Source organism: Hydrogenophaga sp. L76, assembly GCF_057654755.1.
The window spans coordinates 135,859-154,451 of record NZ_CM172807.1; the positions used below are offsets into that span (position 1 = coordinate 135,859).

The 18,593-nt window shown below is 66.1% G+C and carries 18 protein-coding genes, 1 tRNA gene and 1 pseudogene; 9 read left to right on the forward strand and 11 right to left on the reverse strand.

Annotated elements, in window-relative coordinates; genetic code table 11:
* Positions 1–30: 30 nt before the first annotated feature.
* Together mnmH and AC23D4_RS00650 are read right to left on the reverse strand one after the other, a co-directional pair.
* Positions 31–1,119 (reverse strand): tRNA 2-selenouridine(34) synthase MnmH, encoded by a 1,089-nt coding sequence (mnmH, locus tag AC23D4_RS00645; RefSeq protein WP_472888804.1) that lies wholly within the window; start codon positions 1,117–1,119, stop codon positions 31–33.
* A 6-nt stretch (positions 1,120–1,125) separates the two neighbouring features.
* Positions 1,126–1,830, reverse strand: coding sequence for an arylesterase (locus AC23D4_RS00650; RefSeq protein WP_472888803.1), 705 nt, complete (start codon positions 1,828–1,830; stop codon positions 1,126–1,128).
* On the opposite strand from AC23D4_RS00650, the gene AC23D4_RS00655 reads away from it, so the two are divergent.
* The 5 genes from AC23D4_RS00655 to AC23D4_RS00675 all read left to right on the forward strand — a co-directional run bounded on the left by AC23D4_RS00655 (position 1,801) and on the right by AC23D4_RS00675 (position 5,837).
* Complete coding sequence (locus tag AC23D4_RS00655) at positions 1,801–2,490, forward strand: ABC transporter ATP-binding protein (RefSeq protein ID WP_472888802.1); 690 nt, start codon at positions 1,801–1,803, stop codon at positions 2,488–2,490. The genes AC23D4_RS00650 and AC23D4_RS00655 overlap by 30 nt on opposite strands.
* 164 nt (positions 2,491–2,654) lie before the next feature.
* On the forward strand, positions 2,655–3,398 hold the full coding sequence (rlmB, locus tag AC23D4_RS00660) for a 23S rRNA (guanosine(2251)-2'-O)-methyltransferase RlmB (protein WP_472888801.1): 744 nt from the start codon (positions 2,655–2,657) through the stop codon (positions 3,396–3,398).
* Between the two features lie 11 nt (positions 3,399–3,409).
* The gene (locus AC23D4_RS00665; RefSeq protein ID WP_472888800.1) at positions 3,410–4,135 is read left to right on the forward strand and encodes an SIR2 family NAD-dependent protein deacylase; all 726 of its coding nucleotides are present in this window, start codon (positions 3,410–3,412) and stop codon (positions 4,133–4,135) included.
* Positions 4,136–4,489, forward strand: a complete 354-nt coding sequence (locus AC23D4_RS00670) for a hypothetical protein (protein WP_472888799.1) — start codon at positions 4,136–4,138, stop codon at positions 4,487–4,489. It abuts the gene before it with no gap.
* 109 nt (positions 4,490–4,598) lie between these two features.
* Positions 4,599–5,837, forward strand: coding sequence for a Yip1 family protein (locus tag AC23D4_RS00675; RefSeq protein ID WP_472888798.1), 1,239 nt, complete (start codon positions 4,599–4,601; stop codon positions 5,835–5,837).
* 19 nt (positions 5,838–5,856) lie between these two features.
* Here AC23D4_RS00675 and AC23D4_RS00680 read toward each other — a convergent pair whose 3' ends face one another.
* From AC23D4_RS00680 to AC23D4_RS00705, 6 genes and pseudogenes are all read right to left on the reverse strand, one after another.
* On the reverse strand, positions 5,857–6,453 hold the full coding sequence (locus AC23D4_RS00680) for a chromate transporter (RefSeq protein ID WP_472888797.1): 597 nt from the start codon (positions 6,451–6,453) through the stop codon (positions 5,857–5,859).
* On the reverse strand, positions 6,450–7,067 hold the full coding sequence (locus tag AC23D4_RS00685) for a chromate transporter (protein WP_472888796.1): 618 nt from the start codon (positions 7,065–7,067) through the stop codon (positions 6,450–6,452). The genes AC23D4_RS00680 and AC23D4_RS00685 overlap by 4 nt, the downstream gene beginning before the upstream one ends.
* A gap of 64 nt (positions 7,068–7,131) precedes the next feature.
* Positions 7,132–7,605: pseudogene (locus AC23D4_RS00690) on the reverse strand (GNAT family N-acetyltransferase); the annotation flags it as partial.
* Between the two features lie 163 nt (positions 7,606–7,768).
* The gene (fabG, locus tag AC23D4_RS00695) at positions 7,769–8,512 is read right to left on the reverse strand and encodes a 3-oxoacyl-ACP reductase FabG (protein ID WP_472888795.1); all 744 of its coding nucleotides are present in this window, start codon (positions 8,510–8,512) and stop codon (positions 7,769–7,771) included.
* Positions 8,513–8,624: 112 nt separating this feature from the next.
* Entirely contained in the window at positions 8,625–10,784 is a 2,160-nt protein-coding gene (locus tag AC23D4_RS00700; protein ID WP_472888794.1) for a 3-hydroxyacyl-CoA dehydrogenase NAD-binding domain-containing protein, read from the reverse strand.
* Positions 10,785–10,803: 19 nt separating this feature from the next.
* On the reverse strand, positions 10,804–12,009 hold the full coding sequence (locus tag AC23D4_RS00705; RefSeq protein ID WP_472888793.1) for an acetyl-CoA C-acetyltransferase: 1,206 nt from the start codon (positions 12,007–12,009) through the stop codon (positions 10,804–10,806).
* A 112-nt stretch (positions 12,010–12,121) separates the two neighbouring features.
* Here AC23D4_RS00705 and AC23D4_RS00710 point away from each other — a divergent pair, with 112 nt between their 5' ends.
* The 3 genes from AC23D4_RS00710 to istB all read left to right on the forward strand — a co-directional run bounded on the left by AC23D4_RS00710 (position 12,122) and on the right by istB (position 15,955).
* The gene (locus AC23D4_RS00710; protein ID WP_472888792.1) at positions 12,122–13,276 is read left to right on the forward strand and encodes an acyl-CoA dehydrogenase family protein; all 1,155 of its coding nucleotides are present in this window, start codon (positions 12,122–12,124) and stop codon (positions 13,274–13,276) included.
* 325 nt (positions 13,277–13,601) lie between these two features.
* Positions 13,602–15,125: an IS21 family transposase gene (gene istA, locus AC23D4_RS00715; protein ID WP_472890615.1), complete on the forward strand. Its 1,524-nt coding sequence runs from the start codon at positions 13,602–13,604 to the stop codon at positions 15,123–15,125.
* Positions 15,122–15,955, forward strand: a complete 834-nt coding sequence (istB, locus tag AC23D4_RS00720; RefSeq protein WP_472890616.1) for an IS21-like element helper ATPase IstB — start codon at positions 15,122–15,124, stop codon at positions 15,953–15,955. The genes istA and istB overlap by 4 nt, the downstream gene beginning before the upstream one ends.
* A gap of 5 nt (positions 15,956–15,960) precedes the next feature.
* Here istB and AC23D4_RS00725 read toward each other — a convergent pair whose 3' ends face one another.
* Both AC23D4_RS00725 and AC23D4_RS00730 read right to left on the reverse strand, forming a co-directional pair.
* The gene (locus AC23D4_RS00725; protein ID WP_472888442.1) at positions 15,961–16,182 is read right to left on the reverse strand and encodes an Arm DNA-binding domain-containing protein; all 222 of its coding nucleotides are present in this window, start codon (positions 16,180–16,182) and stop codon (positions 15,961–15,963) included.
* 174 nt (positions 16,183–16,356) lie between these two features.
* Positions 16,357–16,430, reverse strand: a tRNA-Gly gene (locus tag AC23D4_RS00730).
* A gap of 133 nt (positions 16,431–16,563) precedes the next feature.
* On the opposite strand from AC23D4_RS00730, the gene AC23D4_RS00735 reads away from it, so the two are divergent.
* Entirely contained in the window at positions 16,564–17,037 is a 474-nt protein-coding gene (locus AC23D4_RS00735; RefSeq protein ID WP_177135361.1) for an RT0821/Lpp0805 family surface protein, read from the forward strand.
* A gap of 15 nt (positions 17,038–17,052) precedes the next feature.
* Here AC23D4_RS00735 and AC23D4_RS00740 read toward each other — a convergent pair whose 3' ends face one another.
* Entirely contained in the window at positions 17,053–18,549 is a 1,497-nt protein-coding gene (locus AC23D4_RS00740) for an NAD-dependent succinate-semialdehyde dehydrogenase (protein WP_487623677.1), read from the reverse strand.
* Positions 18,550–18,593: the final 44 nt, after the last annotated feature.

Below are 18,593 nucleotides of genomic sequence, written 5' to 3' on the forward strand. Positions count from 1 at the left end.
TGCCTGAGCCGCCGGTTCAGGCGGTCTGCCTCATCCGGCCAGCGAGGCCGGCGCCGCGGCAGCTTCGGACGCCATCAATGACGCAGCCGCTTTGTCGAGCGAGATCTTCGAGCGGTCGCGCAGCACGCATGGGTGTGCCTGGGCGTATTGTTTGAAGTTGCGGGAAATGGACTGGGCGTAGGTCGGGTCGTAGTGCAGCTTCAGCAGATCCAGCACCACCGCCGGTGTCTGCCCCGTCTGCACTTGCGTGATCCAGTCCTCCACCACGGCCTTGCCGCGCAACTCGGTCAGCGCTTGCAGCCGCTGGCAGAAATGCGCGCTGTCCTGGACGAAGAAATCGTAGTCTTCCAGCAGAAGCGCCACACGCTCCTCGTCCGACAGCCGCAGGTCGATGCAGGGGCTCTCGCGCATGGCGTCGATCAGTGCATCGGGCACGCGCACATTGCCCACCTTCTTGCTTTCGCTCTCGACGTACACCGGCCGCGCCGGGTCGAAGTGGCGCAGGGCATCCCAGATCAGGCTGTCAAAACGTTTCTGGCTCGGTTGTGGTACGCCCGGGATGTGTCCCAGCACCGAGCTGCGGTGGTTCGCGAGTGCTTCGAGGTCGAGCACCTGAGCACCCTGGGCGGCGAGTGACTGCAGCAGCCGCGTCTTGCCGCTGCCGGTGGGGCCACAGACCACGCGGTAGTGCAGTCGGGCGGCCAGGCCGGGCAGGGACTCGACCAGTGCCGCGCGCCAGGCCTTGTAGCCACCTTCAATGAGCGTGACATGAAAGCCGATCGCGCCCAGGATGGTGGCCAGCGCACCGCTGCGGTTGCCGCCGCGCCAGCAATACACCAGCGGTTTCCAGTCCCGGGGCTTGTCGATCACGTCGCGTTCGATGTGGGCCGCGATGTTGCGCGCGGAGAGGGCCGCACCACGCTTCTTGGCCTCGAATGCGTTGACCTGCTTGTACATCGTGCCGATGGTGATGCGCTCGGCGTTGTTCAGCGTGGGCCAGTTGAGGGCGCCGGGCACGTGGTCGAGCGCGTGTTCGTCTTCGGTGCGGGCGTCGATGATGGTGTCGAAGCGGTCGAGCTGGGTCAGTGCTTCGCTGGCGGGCAGGGTGTGAACGGGCATGCCGGATTATCGTTTCGTCAGCAGCCCGCGCAGCGCGGGCCACACGTTGCCGGCCAGCGTGGGTTGTGCCAGTTCGTTCGGGTGGATGCGGTCGCTCTGGAACAGCGTGGCTGTCCCATCGGGCACATCGGCCACGCCCGCCAGCAGGAAGGGCACCAGACCGATCTTCTCGGCCTGCGCCACGGTCTTGAACACCTGGCGGAATTCCTGCGTGTACCTGGTGCCGTAGTTGGGCGGTACTTCCATGCCCACCAGCAGCACGCGGGCACCGGCCCCGCGGGAAAGCCGGGCCATGGCGGCCAGGTTGTCGCGCGTCATGCTGAGCGGCATGCCGCGCAGGGCATCGTTGCCACCGAGCTCGATGATCACCACGGCGGGCTTGTGCTGGCGCAGCAGGGCCGGCAGGCGCGAGCGGCCGCCCGATGTGGTGTCGGCGCTGATGCCGGCGTTGACCATGCGGGCGGGGATCTTTTCCTGGTCCAGGCGTTGCTGCAGCAGCGCCACCCAGCCGCTGCCGCGCCGGAGGCCGTATTCGGCGGTCAGGGAGTCGCCCACCACCAGCACCGTGGGCACTGTGGCCGCCGAGGCGGTCTGTGCCATCGCCGCACCGATAGACCCCAGGCAGGCTGCCCCGACGAGCAGGGCGTTAAAGTGACGTCGTTTCAACCGGAAGGCCTTTCCATGTCGGATGTGATGATTGCTGTGCAGCATGTGTTCAAGTCGGTGACCGACTCCACGGGCACCCTGACCATTTTGCGCGATATCGATTTCTCCCTGAACAAAGGGGAGACTGCGGCCATCGTGGGGGCCTCGGGCTCGGGCAAAAGCACCCTGCTGTCGATCGTGGCCGGACTGGACACCCCCACCAGCGGCACCGTGCTGGTTGACGGTGTGGACCTGTTTGTGATCAACGAGGACCAGCGTGCCGCCTTGCGCGCGGAAAAGGTCGGCTTCGTGTTCCAGAGTTTTCAGCTGCTGGGCAACCTGAACGCGCTGGAAAACGTGATGCTGCCGCTGGAGCTGGCGGGCCGGCGCGATGCGCGCGCCACCGCCACGCGCATGCTGCAGCGTGTGGGCCTGGGCGAACGGCTGGGCCACTACCCCAAGGTGCTTTCGGGCGGTGAGCAGCAGCGCGTGGCGCTGGCGCGGGCGTTCGTGGTGCAGCCCGCCGTGTTGCTGGCCGACGAACCCACCGGCAGCCTGGACTTCGCCACGGGCGAGAAGGTGATGGAGCTGATGTTCGAGCTCAACCGCGAGCAGGGCACGACCCTGGTGCTCGTGACCCACGACCGCGCCATCGCCCAGCGCTGCGAGCGCCGCATCACGATCGAGGCCGGTCAGGTGGTGGAGACCGCGGAAGCACCGGCCTGACGTGAACACCCCCGCCGCGCTGCGCGCGACCCCCTCAAGGGGGCGATGCGATGCGGCCTGGCGGAGCCAGTTCCGCCGCATCCTGGGTGAGGCATTGCGCGCTGGCGGTGATCACCCGAGCCGAAGGCGACGCGGGGCGCCCGGAGGGCGTTGATAATCTGAGGATGTCTTCCCCCAAAGTGCTTTTCGGCTTTCACGCCGTGGGCGTGCGCCTGAAAACCGCGCCCCAATCCGTCGTCGAGGTTTACTTCGAGTCCACGCGTCGCGATGCGCGCATGCGCCAGTTTCTGGAGCGCGCCAAAGAATCGGGCGTGCGTCTGATCGAGGCCGACAGCCTGCGCATCGCCAAGCTCGCCGGCAGCCACGGCCACCAGGGCGTGGCCGCTCGCGTGCAGGAACTGCCGCAGGTGCACTCGCTGGATGAACTGCTTGAAGGCCTGGAGGCCGCCGGCACCGTGCCGCTGCTGCTGGTGCTCGATGGCATCACCGATCCGCACAACCTGGGCGCATGCCTGCGCGTGGCCGATGGTGCGGGAGCCCACGCGGTGATCGCGCCCAAGGACCACGCGGCGGGCATCAACGCCACTGTGGCCAAGGTGGCCAGCGGCGCGGCCGAGACCATGCCGTACTTCATGGTGACCAACCTCGCGCGCACCCTGAACGAACTGAAGGAGCGCAACATCTGGATCATCGGCACCAGCGACGACGCACCGAAGACGCTGTACCAGGTGGACCTCAAGGTTCCTGTGGCGCTGGTGCTGGGCGCAGAGGGCGACGGCATGCGCCAGCTCACGCGCAAGACCTGCGACGAGCTGGTCAGCATCCCCATGGCCGGCGCAGTGGAAAGCCTCAACGTCTCGGTGGCCAGCGGCGTCTGCCTGTACGAGGCACTGCGCCAGCGCAGCTGAAGGTCGCGTCCATGCGGGACACGGTGCGCCAGTGGATCCGTGAAGCACGCCGCATCGCGGTGCTCACCGGCGCGGGCATCAGCGCCGAATCGGGTGTGCCCACGTTCCGAGATGCGCAGACCGGTCTGTGGGCGCAGTTCAACCCGCAAGAGCTGGCCACCGAAGCCGCCTTTCGCGCCCATCCGCAGCGCGTCTGGGACTGGTACGCCTTCCGCCGCGAGATGATCGCGAAGCTCACTCCCAACGCCGGCCATCTCGCGCTGGCGGCCTTTTCGCAGCGCCACCCGGGCCGGCTCACGCTCATCACGCAGAACGTGGACGGCCTGCACCAGCGCGCGGGCAGCCACGAAACCATCGCCATCCACGGCAGCATCCTGCAGGACCAGTGGCTGGATGCAGCGCGCCCGTGTTGCGACGCCGGAGCACTGCAGGCGGGGCGACCGCCCCGTTGCCCGGTCTGCGGCAACCTGCGCCGACCGGCGGTGGTCTGGTTCGGGGAGAGCCTGCCAGCCGGCGCGCTGGAAGCGGCCGAAGAGGCCGCGAACGCCTGCAACCTGATGCTCGTCATCGGCACCTCGGGCGTGGTCTACCCCGCGGCCGGGCTGGCGCTGGCCGCCCACCAGCGCGGCGCTCGCGTGGTGGTGATCAACCCGGAGCCGACCGAGCTCGACCGCGTGGCCGACCACTGCCTGCGCGAGCCTGCGGCACAATGCCTGCCAGAACTCCTGGAGCATTGAATGCACAACAAGCCTACCCACCGCCTGCTGACCGCCGCCCTGGTTGCTGCCACGCTGATCGCCGTCGGCTGCACGCAGGAGCAGCAGAACAAGCTCAGCCGCGATATCCAGAACTGGACCGGCACCAACGGCGTGCTGGAGGTGTACGCCGGCGACAAGGTGGTGCGCCGCTTCCTCAAGATCGACAAGATCAGCACCGCGCTGGGCACCGACGATGGCAAACCCCGTGCCTACCGCTATGGTTACGGGACCTTGGACGAGAACCTCAACATGCAGGTGGATCCGGGCGAGAAGAAGGTGTATTTCGAGATCAGCGACTACACCAACGCGGTGTTCTTCGAAAACCCGCGCTGAACTCCAAAGCCGCCCGGGCTTGCGCCAGATCGTGGCGTCAGCCCGGGGTGGCGGGACCATGAACACAGACGGCTGTGTGCCGTGACCGGTTTTTCAACTGGAGGGAACCATGTCGATCGTTGACCGCATACAAGCCATTCTTCTCAAACCCAGGGAAACCTGGCCTGTCATCGAGCAAGAGAGCACCGATGTCAAGGCCATCTACACCAACTACCTCGTCATACTGGCCGCCATACCGGCCATCGCCACCTTCATCGGGCTCAGCCTGATCGGTGCCGGTGCCTTTGGCATCTCGTTCCGGGTGCCCATCCTCAGCGGCTTGGCCAACATGGTGGTGGGCTTCGTGCTTTCGCTGGTGATGGTCTATGTGCTGGCGCTGATCGCCAACGCGCTGGCGCCCACCTTCAAGGGTGAGAAAAACCTGCTCAACGCCTTCAAGCTGGTGGCCTATGGTTCCACGGCCGGACTGGTGGGCGGCATTTTCAACCTGCTGCCGGCCTTGTCCATGCTGGGGGTGGTGGCTGCGCTGTATTCGATCTACCTGATCTACACCGGCATCCCCGTGCTGATGAAGGCGCCCGAGGAGAAGGCGGTGGGCTACACCGCGGTGCTGATCGTGTGCGGCATCGTGGCGAGCCTGGTGGTGGGCGCGGTCAGCGCCTTGTTCACGGGGGGTGGCCCGGGCATGATGATGGGTGGCGCCGCGTCCTCCTCCGACCAGGTGAACATCAAGCTGCCGGGGACCGATATCACCCTCGACACCGCCAAGATCGAAGCGGCAAGCAAGAAGGTCGAGGAGGCGAGCAAGCGCATGGAAGAAGCCCAGGCCAAGGGCGACTCCGCGGCCGCAGGCAAGGCGCTGAGCGAGATGATGGGCGCGGCCATGGGCGGGCAGGGTGGCAAACCCTTTGCGCCCGATCTGCTGCAGACCCATGTGCCGGACAAGCTGGCGGGTCTGGAACGCACCGCGATCGAAGCCCGCACAGACAGTGCCATGGGCATGAGCTTCTCCAGCGTCACCGCCGAGTACACCCGGGAGAACGGCCGGATTGAAGTCAAGGTGCAGGACCTCGGCGCCGTGCCAGCGCTCACCATGGCCATGGGCGCCTGGGCGCAGAGCACCGTCAACCGCGAAACCCAGGACGAGGTGGAGCGCATCTACCAGAAGGACGGCGCCTCCTTCAAAGAGGAGTACAGCAAGGACGGCAGCCGCGCGGAAATGTCGGTGATGTTGCCCAACGGCGTGATGGTCGAGCTCACGGGCGACAACGTGGACATGGACGGCCTTCGTGGTGCGCTGGCTGCGCTGGACGTCAAGGGTCTGTCCACCCTGAAGCGCGAAGAATGACCGGTGGGGCGCCGGCCGTTCAGACCCAGCCGAACGCGCCGAGCACCGCCCCGGCACCGATCAGCCACAGCAGGTGGATCTTGGTGCGCCACACCAGCACGGTGGCGCCCGCCGTCAGCAGCCACAGCGGCCAGTCGCGCGCGGGCACATTGTGGGCCGCGCTCAGCAGCCAGCCGGTGGCGATCAGCAGCGCGATCACGATCGGTGCCATGCCGGCCTTGAAGGCGCGCACCGCGCGCAGCTCGCGGTTGCGGTGACCCCATTGCGTTGCGGTGTAGGTGAGGATGGACGAGGGCAGCATGATCGCCACCAGCGTCACCACGACGCCCAGCAGGGCCAGCGCCCAGGCCACCCAGCCGGCCGACGGCCCACCGCCCGCGTTCAGGCCCAGGTTCCAGCCCAGCAGGGCGACGAACAGCACGTTCGGGCCGGGTGCGGCCTGCGACAGCGCGATCGACGAGGTGAACTGCGCCTCGCTCAGCCAGCCCTGTTGGCCCACCAGGTAGCGGTGCATGTCGGGCGCGGTGGTGATGGCGCCGCCCACCGCCAGCAGCGAGAGCGAGGCGAAATGCAGGAACACGTCGACCCAGTTCGCCAGCGTGGGGGCCATGGTCATTGCGCCGCTCCGGTTTCGCGCCGACCCAACACGCGGTAGGCCCACAGGCAGGCCACGCCACCCAGGCCCGGCAGCACCCAGGCCAGCGGCCATCGCAGCAGGGCGATCGCCACGAAGGTGAGCGCCGCCAGGCCGATGCACACCCCGATGCCCATGGCGTTCTTGCCGAGTGCGGCGATCAGCTTGATGCCGGTGGCGGTGATGAGGCCGGCGGCCACCGCCCCCATGCCGCGCAGCGCAGCTTGTGCGGTGGCACTGTCGGCCACGCTGCCGTAGAGCGCCGCCAGCAGCAGCACGATCACCAGCGGCGCGGCCAGCATGCCGGTGAGCGCGGCCAGCGCGCCGGGCAGGCCGAAGTAGCGCCCGCCGATCATCATCGAGAGGTTGACCACGTTGGGCCCCGGCATGATCTGCGCCACGGCCCAGTCCTCCACGAACTGATCGCGCGTCATCCAGCGTTTTTTCTCCACCAGCTCGCGCTGCACCACCGCCAGCACGCCGCCAAAGCCCTGCAGGGCCAGCCAGGTGAACGACATGAAGAGGTCGGTTTTGGATCGGGGCTGGTTGGGGGCGGCGTCAATGGCCGGGTCGAGGGTGCTTGCTGGGGCGGGCATGGCTCGATTATCGGGTGCCGGTCCTGGCCTCATGAGGCGCCTGCCCATGGTGGCGGCGCCAGGGTCACAGGGTGAGTTCCCAGTGTTCACCCACCAGGTCACGGCCGTAGCTGTGGTGCGCCTCACTGCCCATGAGGGTGAAGCCGCGCCGGGCGTAGATGGCGCGCGCGGCGTCGAGGTTGCGGTTGGTCCAGAGCACCATCTTGCGGTAGCCCCTGTCGCGCGCGAAAGCGATGCATTCGTCGGTCAGCCGCCCGCCCAGGCCGAGGCCGCGTGCCGCGGGCGAGAGGATCAGCAGGCGCAGCTGGGCCACCGTCTTGCTCTTGCGAACCACGAAGGCCGAACCCACGCGTTCGCCGTCGAGTTCGGCGATCCAGCCGCGCTCCCAGGCCGGGTCGTGGCGCTTCATCATGCCGGCCACGATGCTGGCCACCAGGGCCTCGAACTCGGCGTTCCAGCCGTATTCGCGCCAGTAGAGCTCGCCGTGCTGCTGGATCACCCAGCCCATGTCGCCCGGTCGCGGTTCGCGCAGGGTCACACCGGGAGGCAAAGGGTTGGTCATTTCAGTTTCCAAAGGTGGAGCGCGACCCGCCTCGAACGCCACAGCCCAACCCAGAGGCACCGCCGGGCCGGCTTCGCCGGACGGCCAGTGCCGCCCCCCTGGAGGGGGGTGACGCGAAGCGGCGCGGGGGGTGCTCCATCTATACCGACATGCCGCCTGAGACTTCGATCACCGCACCGTTGATGTAGCTCGCTTCGTCGCTGGCCAGGAAGGCGTAGACGTTGGCGATCTCCTCCGGCTGGCCCAGGCGGCGCAGCGGCACGCGGTGTTCCATCTCGGCGATCACCTTCTCGGGGATGGTGCTGAGGATGGGGGTGGCGATGAAACCCGGCGCCACGGCGTTCACGCGCACGCCCTTGGGGCCGAGTTCGCGGCTCCAGGTCTTGGTGAAGCCGATCACGCCGAACTTGGTGGCCGCGTAGTTGGTCTGGCCGAAGTTGCCGTAGATGCCCACCACCGAGCTGGCGTTGAGGATCACGCCGGCGCCCTGTTCAACCATGATGTCGGCCACCGCCTGCGCGCAGTGGAAGACCCCGCGCAGGTTGACGTCGATCACGCGGTCGAACTGCTCCAGCGTCATCTTCTGCAGCCGCGCGTCCTGCGTGATGCCGGCGTTGTTCACCAGCACGTCGATGCGGCCAAAACGCGCCAGCACCTGGCCCACCACGGCGTCGACCATTTCGCGCTGGGTCACGTCCATCACGAAGCCGGCCGCCTGGGCGCCGAGCGCCTGGCACTGCTGCACCGCTTCGTCCACCGCGGCCTGCTTCACGTCGCAGACGATGACGGTCGCGCCTTCGCGTGCGAACTTGAGCGCGGTGGCCAGGCCAATGCCTTGTGCGGCGCCGGTGATGAGGCTGATTTTTCCTTCGAGTCGTTTCATGGGTGAGGTTGCCTGCGGTCGTGAAAAAGCCGGCGGGCAGGGTGCCCGCCGGCGGGTGCAAAAAGTGTAAGGGCGCCGGCTTGCAGCGCTTTGACACCGGTTGGGTCGGGATTCAGTACACCGGCTGGTGCTGGCGGATCGCTGCCTTCACAGCATCGTTCAAGGCAAAACCCAGGCCGTACTTCGCCGCCAGTTCGGCACAGCGTTTCTCGAACGCCTCGATACCCATGCCGTAGATGAACTGCAGCGCGCCGCCGGTCCAGGCCGGGAAGCCGATGCCGAAGATGGAACCGATGTTGCCGTCGTGCACGCTGGTGAGCACGCCTTCGGCCAGACAGCGCGCCGTCTCCACCGACTGGCGGTAGAGCAGGCGGTCTTTCACGTCCTGCAGGTCCCAGGCGACATCGGGTTTTTCGAACAGGGTCTTGAGCTGGGGCCAGAGGGTTTTCTTCTGCCCGGCGGGGTAATCGTAGAAACCGCCACCGGCCGCACGGCCGCTGCGGTGGAGCTGCTTCACCATGTGCTCCACCAGCGCCTCGCCCGGCGTGGTGTCGTAGTGGCGGCCTTCTTCGGCGAAGTCGGCGCGGGTCTGTTCCAGGACGTGCACCGACAGCGAGAGCGCGGTCTCGTCCAGCACGGCCAGCGGCCCCACCGGCATGCCAGCCTGCATGGCGGCGTTTTCGATCACCGGCGCCGGAATGCCTTCGCCCAGCATCGCTGCGCCTTCCATCACGAAGGTGCCGAAGGTGCGGCTGGTGTAGAAGCCGCGCGCGTCGTTCACCACGATCGGCAGCTTGCCCAGCGCCTGCACGTAGTCGTAGGCGCGGGCGATGGTCTCGTCGTCGGTTTCCTTGCCGCGGATGACCTCCACCAGCTTCATCTTGTCGACCGGGCTGAAGAAGTGGATGCCGACGAACTTCTGCGGCCGCGCGCTCGCCTTGGCGAGGCCGGTGATGGGCAGGGTGGACGTGTTGCTGGCGAAGAAACCACCCTCGGCCAACATGGGTTCGGATTCGTGCGTCACCGCGGCCTTGAGTTCGCGGTGCTCGAACACCGCCTCGATGATCAGGTCGCAGCCCCGCAGGTCGGCGGTGCTCGCGGTCGGCGTGATGCGCGCGAGCAGGGCCTGCTGGTCGGCCGCGCTCATGCGGCCCTTGTCCACCCGCGGCTGCGTCACCTTCAGGCTGTTGGCCTTGCCCTTGTTGGCCGCTTCCAGGCTGACGTCCTTCAGCACGGTGGCGATGCCGCGGCTGGCCTGGGCGTAGGCGATGCCCGAGCCCATCATGCCGGCGCCCAGCAGACCCACCTTCTGCGGCTTGTAACGCGGCACGTCCTTCGGGCGGCTCTGGCCGGCCTTGATGGCGTTCATGTTGAAGAAGAAGGTGTTGATCATGTTCCGGGCCATCGGGCCGGTCATGAGCCCGGCGAGGTAGCGGCTTTCGATGCGCATGGCGGTGTCGAAGTCCACCATGGCGCCTTCCACCATCGCGGCGAGTGCGGCCTCGGGCGCGGGGTAGAGGCCGCGTGTCTTCTGCTTGAGCACCGCCGGCGCCACGCTCAGCATGGCCGCGATCTTGGGGTTGCTCGGCGTGCCACCGTGCATCTTGTAGTCCTTGCGGTCCCACGGGTGCTGGCAGGCCTCGGGCTTGCCCTGCGCGGCTTCGATGTGGGCCAGCGCGCGCGGCATCAGCTCTTCGGCCGTGGCCACCAGTTCATGGATCACGCCGATCTTCAGGCCCTCTTCGGGCCCGAAGAGCTTGCTCTCCAGGATGTAGGGCTGCGCGGCCACCAGGCCCAGCAGCCTCGTCATCTTGGTGATGCCACCGCCGCCTGGGATCAGCCCCAGCGTGATCTCGGGCAGGCCGAACTGGACCTTGGGGTTGTTGACCGCGATGCGGTGGTGGCCGACCAGCGCCACCTCCCAGCCACCGCCGAGCGCGGCGCCGTTCAGGCAGCTCACCACCGGCACGCCCAGCGTTTCCAGGCTGCGGAAGCAACGTTTGATACGCTCGATCTCGGTGAACACGCGGTGGCCGTCGGCCGCGGTCGATCGCATCACGCCCTTGAGGTCGGCGCCGGCGAAGAAGGTGCTCTTGGCCGAGGCCAGCACGATGCCTTTGATCTGTTCGCGGTCCTTGCCCACCTGGGCGGTCACGGCGTCCAGATCGTCCTGCCACTGCAGGCACATGGTGTTGACGGGGGAATCCTGCTCGTCGAAGGTGATCGTTGCGATGCCGTCGGCAAGTTCGTAGCGGATGGTTTTTGTGATCATGTTGGTGTCTCCGCTCGGTTCAGATGCGCTCTACGATCGTCGCAATGCCCATGCCGCCGCCGACACACAGCGTGGCGAGGCCGTAGCGCTTTTTCGTCCGGTGCAGCTCATCGATCAACGTGTTCAGGATCATCGCGCCCGTGGCGCCCAGCGGATGGCCCAGCGCAATCGCACCCCCGTTCACGTTCACCTTCTCGTGCGGTACGCCCATCTCGCGCATGAAGCGCATGGGCACGGCCGCAAAGGCTTCGTTCACCTCGAACAGGTCGATCTGGTGAATGGCGAGGCCGGCCTTGGCCAGCGCCTTGCGCGCGGCCGGCATCGGGCCGGTGAGCATGATGGTCGGGTCCGCGCCCGAGAGCGCAACCGACACGATGCGCGCGCGCGGCGTGAAGCCGTGGGCCTTGCCCGCGGCCTCGCTGCCGATCAGCATGGCGGCCGCGCCGTCCACGATGCCCGACGAATTGCCCGCGTGGTGCACGTGGTGGATGCGCTCCACCTGCGGGTAGCGCTGCAGCGCCACCGCGTCGAAGCCCATGGCGCCAAGCTGCTCGAAGGCGGGCTTCAGACCGGCCAGGCCCGCCATGGTGGTGTGCGGTTTGATGAACTCGTCCACCGCCAGGATGATCTGGCCCAGCGGATCTTTCACCGGCACCACCGAGTGCTGGAAATGCCCGGCCGCGCGCGCAGCGGCGGCGCGCTTCTGCGATTCGAGCGCGAAGGCGTCCACGTCTTCGCGCGTGAAGCCGTCGAGCGTGGCGATCAGGTCGGCGCCGATGCCTTGTGGCACGAACAGCGTGGCGCTGTTGGTCTCCGGGTCCTGCGCCCAGGCACCGCCGTCAGAGCCGATCGGCACGCGGCTCATGCTCTCCACGCCGCCGGCCACGACCAGATCTTCCCAGCCGCTCTTCACCTTCATGGCGGCCATGTTCACCGCCTCCAGGCCCGAGGCGCAGAAGCGGTTGAGCTGCACACCCGAGCAGCGCCAGTCCCAGCCGGCCTTGAGCGCGGCCACCTTGGGCAGCACCGAACCCTGTTCTCCGATGGGCGAGACCACACCCATCACCACGTCGTCCACCGCCGAGGTGTCCAGGTGGTTGCGGTGCTGCAGTTCGCGCAGCAGGCCGGCCAGCAGGTTGACCGGCTTGACCTCGTGCAGGCTGCCGTCTTTTTTGCCCTTGCCGCGCGGGGTGCGGATGGCGTCGTAAACGAAGGCTTCGCTCATGGGCTTGTCTCCTGGGGGATTTGCCCGGATGGTCGGGCCTATAAGATCAGTATAGACTTTCGCCAAGCAAATGCTTTGTATAAATCACTCCACCCGTCCGGAAGGTGACACCATGATCGACCGCAACCTGTTCAACGCCGACCACGAAGCCTTCCGCGACAGCTTTCGCCGCTTTGTGGAAAAGGAGATTACGCCCTTCCATGAGGGCTGGGAAGAGCAGGGATACGTGGACCGCGATGTCTGGCGCAAGGCCGGCGAAAACGGCTTTCTCTGCATGACCATGCCCGAAGAATATGGCGGCGCCGGGGCCGACAAGCTGTACTCGGTGGCGCAGATGGAGGAGATCGCACACGCGGGCGTGAGCGGCATCGGCTTCGGCCTGCACAGCGAGATCGTGGCACCGTACATCCTGCACTACGGCACCGAGGCGCAGAAGCAGAAATACCTGCCGTTGCTGGCCACGGGCGAGATGGTGGGCGCCATCGCCATGAGCGAGCCCGCCGCGGGCAGCGACCTGCAGGGCGTGAAGACCACGGCCATCAAACAAGCCGACGGCAGCTACCTGCTCAACGGCAGCAAGACCTTCATCACCAACGGCTGGCACGCCGACCTGGTGATCGTGGTCGCCAAGACCGACCCGGCTGCAGGCGCCAAGGGCACGAGCCTGCTGCTGGTGGAGCAGGGCATGGCGGGCTTCAGCAAGGGCAAGCGCCTGAAGAAGCTGGGCATGAAGGCGCAGGACACGTCGGAATTGTTCTTTGACAACGTCAGCGTGCCTGCCGAAAACCTGCTGGGGGGTGAGGGCAGGGGCTTCATCTGCCTCATGGAGCAGTTGCCCTGGGAGCGCCTGCAGATCGCCATCGGTGCCGTGGCTGCGGCGCAAGCCGCCATCGACTGGACGGTGCAGTACGTGAAGGACCGCAAGGTTTTCGGCCAGCCCGTCGCGAGCTACCAGAACACGCGCTACACACTGGCCGAACTGCAGACCGAGGTGCAGGTGGCGCGCGTGTTCGTGGACAAGTGCTGCGAGCTGATCGTGCAGGAGAAGCTCGACACCGCCACCGCCAGCATGGCCAAGTACTGGTGCAGCGACCTGCAGTGCAAGGTGATGGACGAGTGCGTGCAGCTGCACGGCGGCTACGGCTACATGTGGGAATACCCGATCACCCGGGCCTACGCCGACGCGCGCGTGCAGCGCATCTACGGCGGCACCAACGAGATCATGAAAGAGGTGATCTCGCGCAGCATGGGCCTGGGCGCACGCTGAGCCAATGACGCCCGGTGCACACCGGCCGCAGAAAAGCCAAAAGGCCCCGTGGGGCCTTTTGTGTATCTGGAGGTGAAGGGAGTCGAACTGTTGCTTCTATGCCTTACTGGCATTGGGTTTCGCCAATTCGATTTATTTTTTACCCCCTGTTTTTCCCCATGGCCATAGGTTCTATTCCCCGCGTAGCAGATTCACCCAATCGCCCGCACTGTTGATTTCCACGTAAATCTGACCCCTCTGGACTGAGTTTTTTCATCCAACTTTGACCCCTTGAGTAAGGTCTCCTGCTTGTTTTTTGAGCAGGAGGGTTCAAGGAGTGATCAACGTGGGAACACTGGCAAAGATCCGCAGGATGCACCTGCGCGATGGCCTTCCAATCAAAGAGATCGAGCGGCGCACGGGCCTGGCCAGAAACACCATCAAGGTGTGGCTGCGCAAGGGCGAGATGGTCCAGCCCAAGTACCCCCAGCGGGTGGTGGTGAGCAAGCTCGACGGCTTTACCGAGACGCTGGCGACCTGGCTCAAGGCCGACCAGCACCGCGGCAAACGCGATCGCCGCACCATCAAGGCCATGTACGAAGCCCTGGCCGAGCAGGGTTACACCGGCGGCTACGGCCGGGTGGCCGCCTTTGCCCGGCGCTGGCGAGAAGAGCAGTCGGGCAAGGTCGGCAAGCCCGCCTTCGTGCCCTTGAAGTTCGCGCTGGGCGACGCGTTCCAGTTCGACTGGAGCACCGAGTACGCCTGGGTGGGCGGCCTGCGCCGGCGCCTGGAAGTGGCGCACACCAAGCTGTGTGGCAGCCGCGCCTTCTGGCTGGTGGCATATCCGACCCAGAGCCACGAGATGCTGTTCGATGCCCATGCCCGGGCGTTTGCCGCCTTCGGCGGCGTGCCCCAGCGCGGCATCTACGACAACATGAAGACCGCCGTGGACAAGGTCGGCGCGGGCAAGAAGCGCGTGATCAATGCGCGCTTTGAAGCCATGACGGGCCACTACCTGTTCGAGCCCGAGTTCTGCAACGTCGCCAGCGGCTGGGAGAAGGGCATCGTGGAGAAGAACGTGCGCGACCGGCGCAGCAGCATCTGGCACAAGGCGCTCAAACAGCGCTGGCCCAGCATGGAAGCGCTCAACGACTGGCTGGCCCAGGAGTGCCGCGCCGCGTGGGCCGAGCTCAACCACCCCGAGTGGCCCACGCTGAAGGTGGCCGACGTGCTGCAGGACGAACAACTGCGCCTCATGCCCAACCCCAAACCGTTTGATGGCTACGTGGAGGTGCTGGCCCGAGTCTCCAGCACGGCGCTGGTGCACCTGCAGCGCAACCGCTACAGCGTGCCGACCGAACACGCCCACGAGGTGGTCAGCCTGCGCCTGTATCCGGATCGCCTGGACGTTGTGGCCGAGAACACCCGCATCGCCAGCCATGCGCGCAGCTTCGAGCGCAGCCAGACCTTCTACGACTGGCGCCATTACGTGAGCCTGATCGAACGCAAGCCCGGGGCGCTGCGCAACGGTGCGCCCTTCGAGACCCTGCCCGAGCCATTGAAGAAGTTGCAGGCCATCCTGCTGCGCCACGAAGGCGGGGACCGGGTGATGGCACAGGTGCTGGCGGCCGTTCCGGTGCATGGGCTGGAGCCGGTGCTGGTGGCGGCCGAGCTGGCGCTGGAGAGCGGCAAGCCCAGTGGTGAGCATGTGCTCAACGTGCTGGCGCGTTTGAAGTCTGGCGGCCAGACGGGCGATGCCCAGGAGGTCAAGACGCCCTTGACGTTGGCGGTGCAGCCGCTGGCCAACGTGCAGCGTTACGACCGGCTGCGCTCGCTCGATGGTGACGACGCCCAAGGAGCGCAGCCATGAGCCAGGCCATCATCACAGCGCTCAAGGCATTGAAGCTGCACGGCATGGCCGCCAACTACCCCGAGGTGGCCGCGCAGGCGCGGCACACCGAGTTCAGTCCTGAGGCATTCCTGGGCCAGTTGCTGCGCGCCGAACAGGCCGAACGCACAGTGCGCTCCATGGCGTACCAGATGGGCGCGGCACGCTTCCCCGCCCACCGCGATCTTGCGGGCTTTGAATTCAGCCAGGCCGGTGTGGACGAAGCACTGGTGCGCACGCTGCATGGAGGCCAGTTCATTGACGCGGCCCACAACGTGGTGCTCATCGGCGGACCGGGTACGGGCAAGACCCACCTGGCCACGGCCATCGGCATCGAAGCGATCCAGCGTCACGGCAAACGGGTGCGGTTCTTCTCGACGGTGGAACTGGTCAATGCGCTGGAGCTGGAGAAGAGCCAGGGCAAGGCCGGGCAGTTGGCTCACCGGCTGGTTTACATGGACCTGGTGATCCTCGATGAACTGGGTTACCTGCCGTTCAGCCAGGCCGGTGGTGCCTTGCTGTTCCACCTGATCTCCAAGCTCTACGAGCGCACCAGCATACTGATCACGACCAACCTGAGCTTCGGGGAATGGAGCCAGGTGTTCGGCGACGCGAAGATGACGACGGCGCTGCTGGACCGGCTGACCCACCACTGCCACATCGTGGAGACAGGCAATGAAAGCTGGCGGTTCAAACACTCCAGCGCTGCAGCAAAGACAGGCCCGAGAAAGAAGCCCCGGACGGCCCAGAACGGCACGACTGAGAAAGGAGAAGCCGATGCACCAGCGGTAGACTTATCCACAGACGCGTAGCTCGGCTACACCCCAACAGGTGGGGTCAATATTGGATGGAAAGCCGGGGTCAGGATTGCGTGGAATTCAACAAGGCGCTTTTCCTTCGCGTCGAAGCGGTACTTCCAGAACCAACGCTTTGCCCCGTTGGGCGTGACCTCCAGGTAGAGCCCGCCAGCGTCAGTAAGACGAACACGCGGCTTGTCCTCGGGGCAGGTCGCAGCTTTGCAGGTGATTTCAGTCAGCATGGGGGAACAAAACTCCAGGGATGGGGGCAAATTTGCCCTGTTCCCCCGGTTTGTACCCCCAAACGTGCTGCGCTGCAATGGCGGCACATGACTGCACTTGACGGCTTAAATTAGCCTAAGTGGTTGATTTTGTTGGGTTTTTGACTGTTTATGACTGCTCTTGAAAGTCATAAATGGAGCGGGTGAAGGGAATCGAACCCTCGTATGAAGCTTGGGAAGCTGCCGTTCTACCATTGAACTACACCCGCGAAAACGCTTCGAATGATAACGCACGGGCGTGGCGCCACTCGCTGCGGCTGTTCCGGGTTCCGGAAACGCCCAGACGGACCACCGCCATGACCGATCCAGCGTCTTTCTGACACATTTTTCAAGGAGTTTCATATGCGTTTCCCCGCACGTTTTCCTGCACGACTGGTCCTCGTTGGCGCGCTCGCTGCGGCGCTGGCGGGTTGTGCTGCACCGGGTGGTCCGAACGAAACCGGCGGCATGGTCGTCGGTGGTGTGCTCGGCGGTGCCCTGGGCTCGCAGGTGGGCGGTGGCACAGGCCGCACGGCGGCCACCATCGTGGGCGCGCTGATCGGCGCCAACATCGGCGCCAACGTCGGCCGCTCCATGGACAGCACCGACCGCATGCGCACCGCGCAGGTGCTGGAAACCTCGCAGACCGGGCAGCCGACCCAGTGGGTCAACCCCGACACGCGCAACCAGTACACCGTGACGCCCACGCGCACCTATGAATCGGCTGGCGCGCCCTGCCGCGAATACACCATGCGGGCGATCGTGGGCGGCCGGCCCGACGACGTCTACGGCCGGGCCTGCCGGCAGCCCGATGGCAGCTGGCAGGTGGTGAACTGATAGGCCCTGGGGCGGTTACTTCAGAATGTCGCCGAGGCAGAGGTACTTGATCTCGACGTAGTCGTCCATGCCATGGTGCGAGCCTTCGCGGCCCAGGCCGGACTGCTTGACGCCGCCGAAGGGCACGTGCTCGGTGGCCAGGATGCCGACGTTGATGCCGACCATGCCGTACTCCAGCGCTTCGGCCACGCGGTAGATGCGGCCGATGTCGCGGCTGTAGAAGTAGCTGGCCAGACCGAACTCGGTGTTGTTGGCCGCGTCGATGGCTTCCTGTTCGGTGCTGAACTTGAACACCGGGGCGAAGGGGCCGAAGGTTTCTTCTTTCGCGCACAGCATGTCGGCGGTCGCATCGGCCACCACGGTGGGCTCGAAGAACTGTCCCGCCAGGCGCTTGCCACCGGCCACCACACGCCCGCCCTTGGCCACGGCGTCGTCCACGTGGCGCTGCACCTTCACCAGCGCGGCTTCTTCGATCAGCGGCCCCTGGTTCACGCCCTCTTCAAAGCCGTTGCCGACCTTGGCGGTTTTTACCTTGGCTGCGAACTTTTCGACGAACTCGTCGTACACACCCTCCTGCACGTACAGCCGGTTCGAGCAGACGCAGGTCTGGCCGGCGTTGCGGTATTTGCTGGCGAAAGCGCCTTCCACCGCGCTGTCGATGTCGGCGTCGTTGAACACGATGAAGGGCGCGTTGCCGCCGAGTTCGAGCGACATCTTCTTCACCGTCGGTGCGCTCTGCGCCATCAGGATGCGGCCCACTTCGGTGGAGCCGGTGAAGCTGATGTGGCGCACCACGTCGCTGGCGCAGATGACCTTGCCCACCGCAATCGAGTTCTGGTCGTCGGCGGTGATCATGTTGAGTACGCCGGCCGGGATGCCGGCGCGAATGGCCAGCTCGGCAGCGGCCAGCGCGGTCAGCGGCGTGAGTTCGGCGGGCTTGATGATGACCGGGCAGCCGGCGGCCAGCGCGGGCGCGACCTTGCGCGTGATCATGGCCAGCGGGAAGTTCCAGGGTGTGATGGCCGCGCAGACGCCGATGGGCTGCTTGAGCACCATCAGGCGGCGGTTGTTGTCGAACTGCGGCAGGGTCTCGCCGTTGACGCGCTTGGCCTCTTCGGCGAACCACTCGACGAAGCTCGCGCCGTAGGCCACTTCACCCTTGGCTTCGGCCAGCGGCTTGCCCTGCTCGGCGGTCATGATGCGGCCCAGGTCGTCCTGGTTGGCCATCAGCAGGTCGTACCACTTGCGCAGGATGATGCTGCGCTCCTTGGCGGTCTTGCCCTTCCAGCCGGCCCAGGCGGCGTTGGCGGCGGCGATGGCCTTTTCGGCATCGGCCGGGCCGAGGTTGGCCACGTCGGCGAGCTTCTGGCCGGTGGCCGGGTCGAGCACGTCAAAGCGGCTGCTGCCCTTGACCCACTCGCCGTTGATCAGCGCGTCGGTCTTCAGCAGGGTCGGGTCCTTCAGCAGGGCCAGGGGGGAGGTTTTATCGAAATCTTCGATTTTCATGTCCATGGGATGTCTCGCTCGGTTCGGTAAAAAGAAGAGGTTAGCGCCAA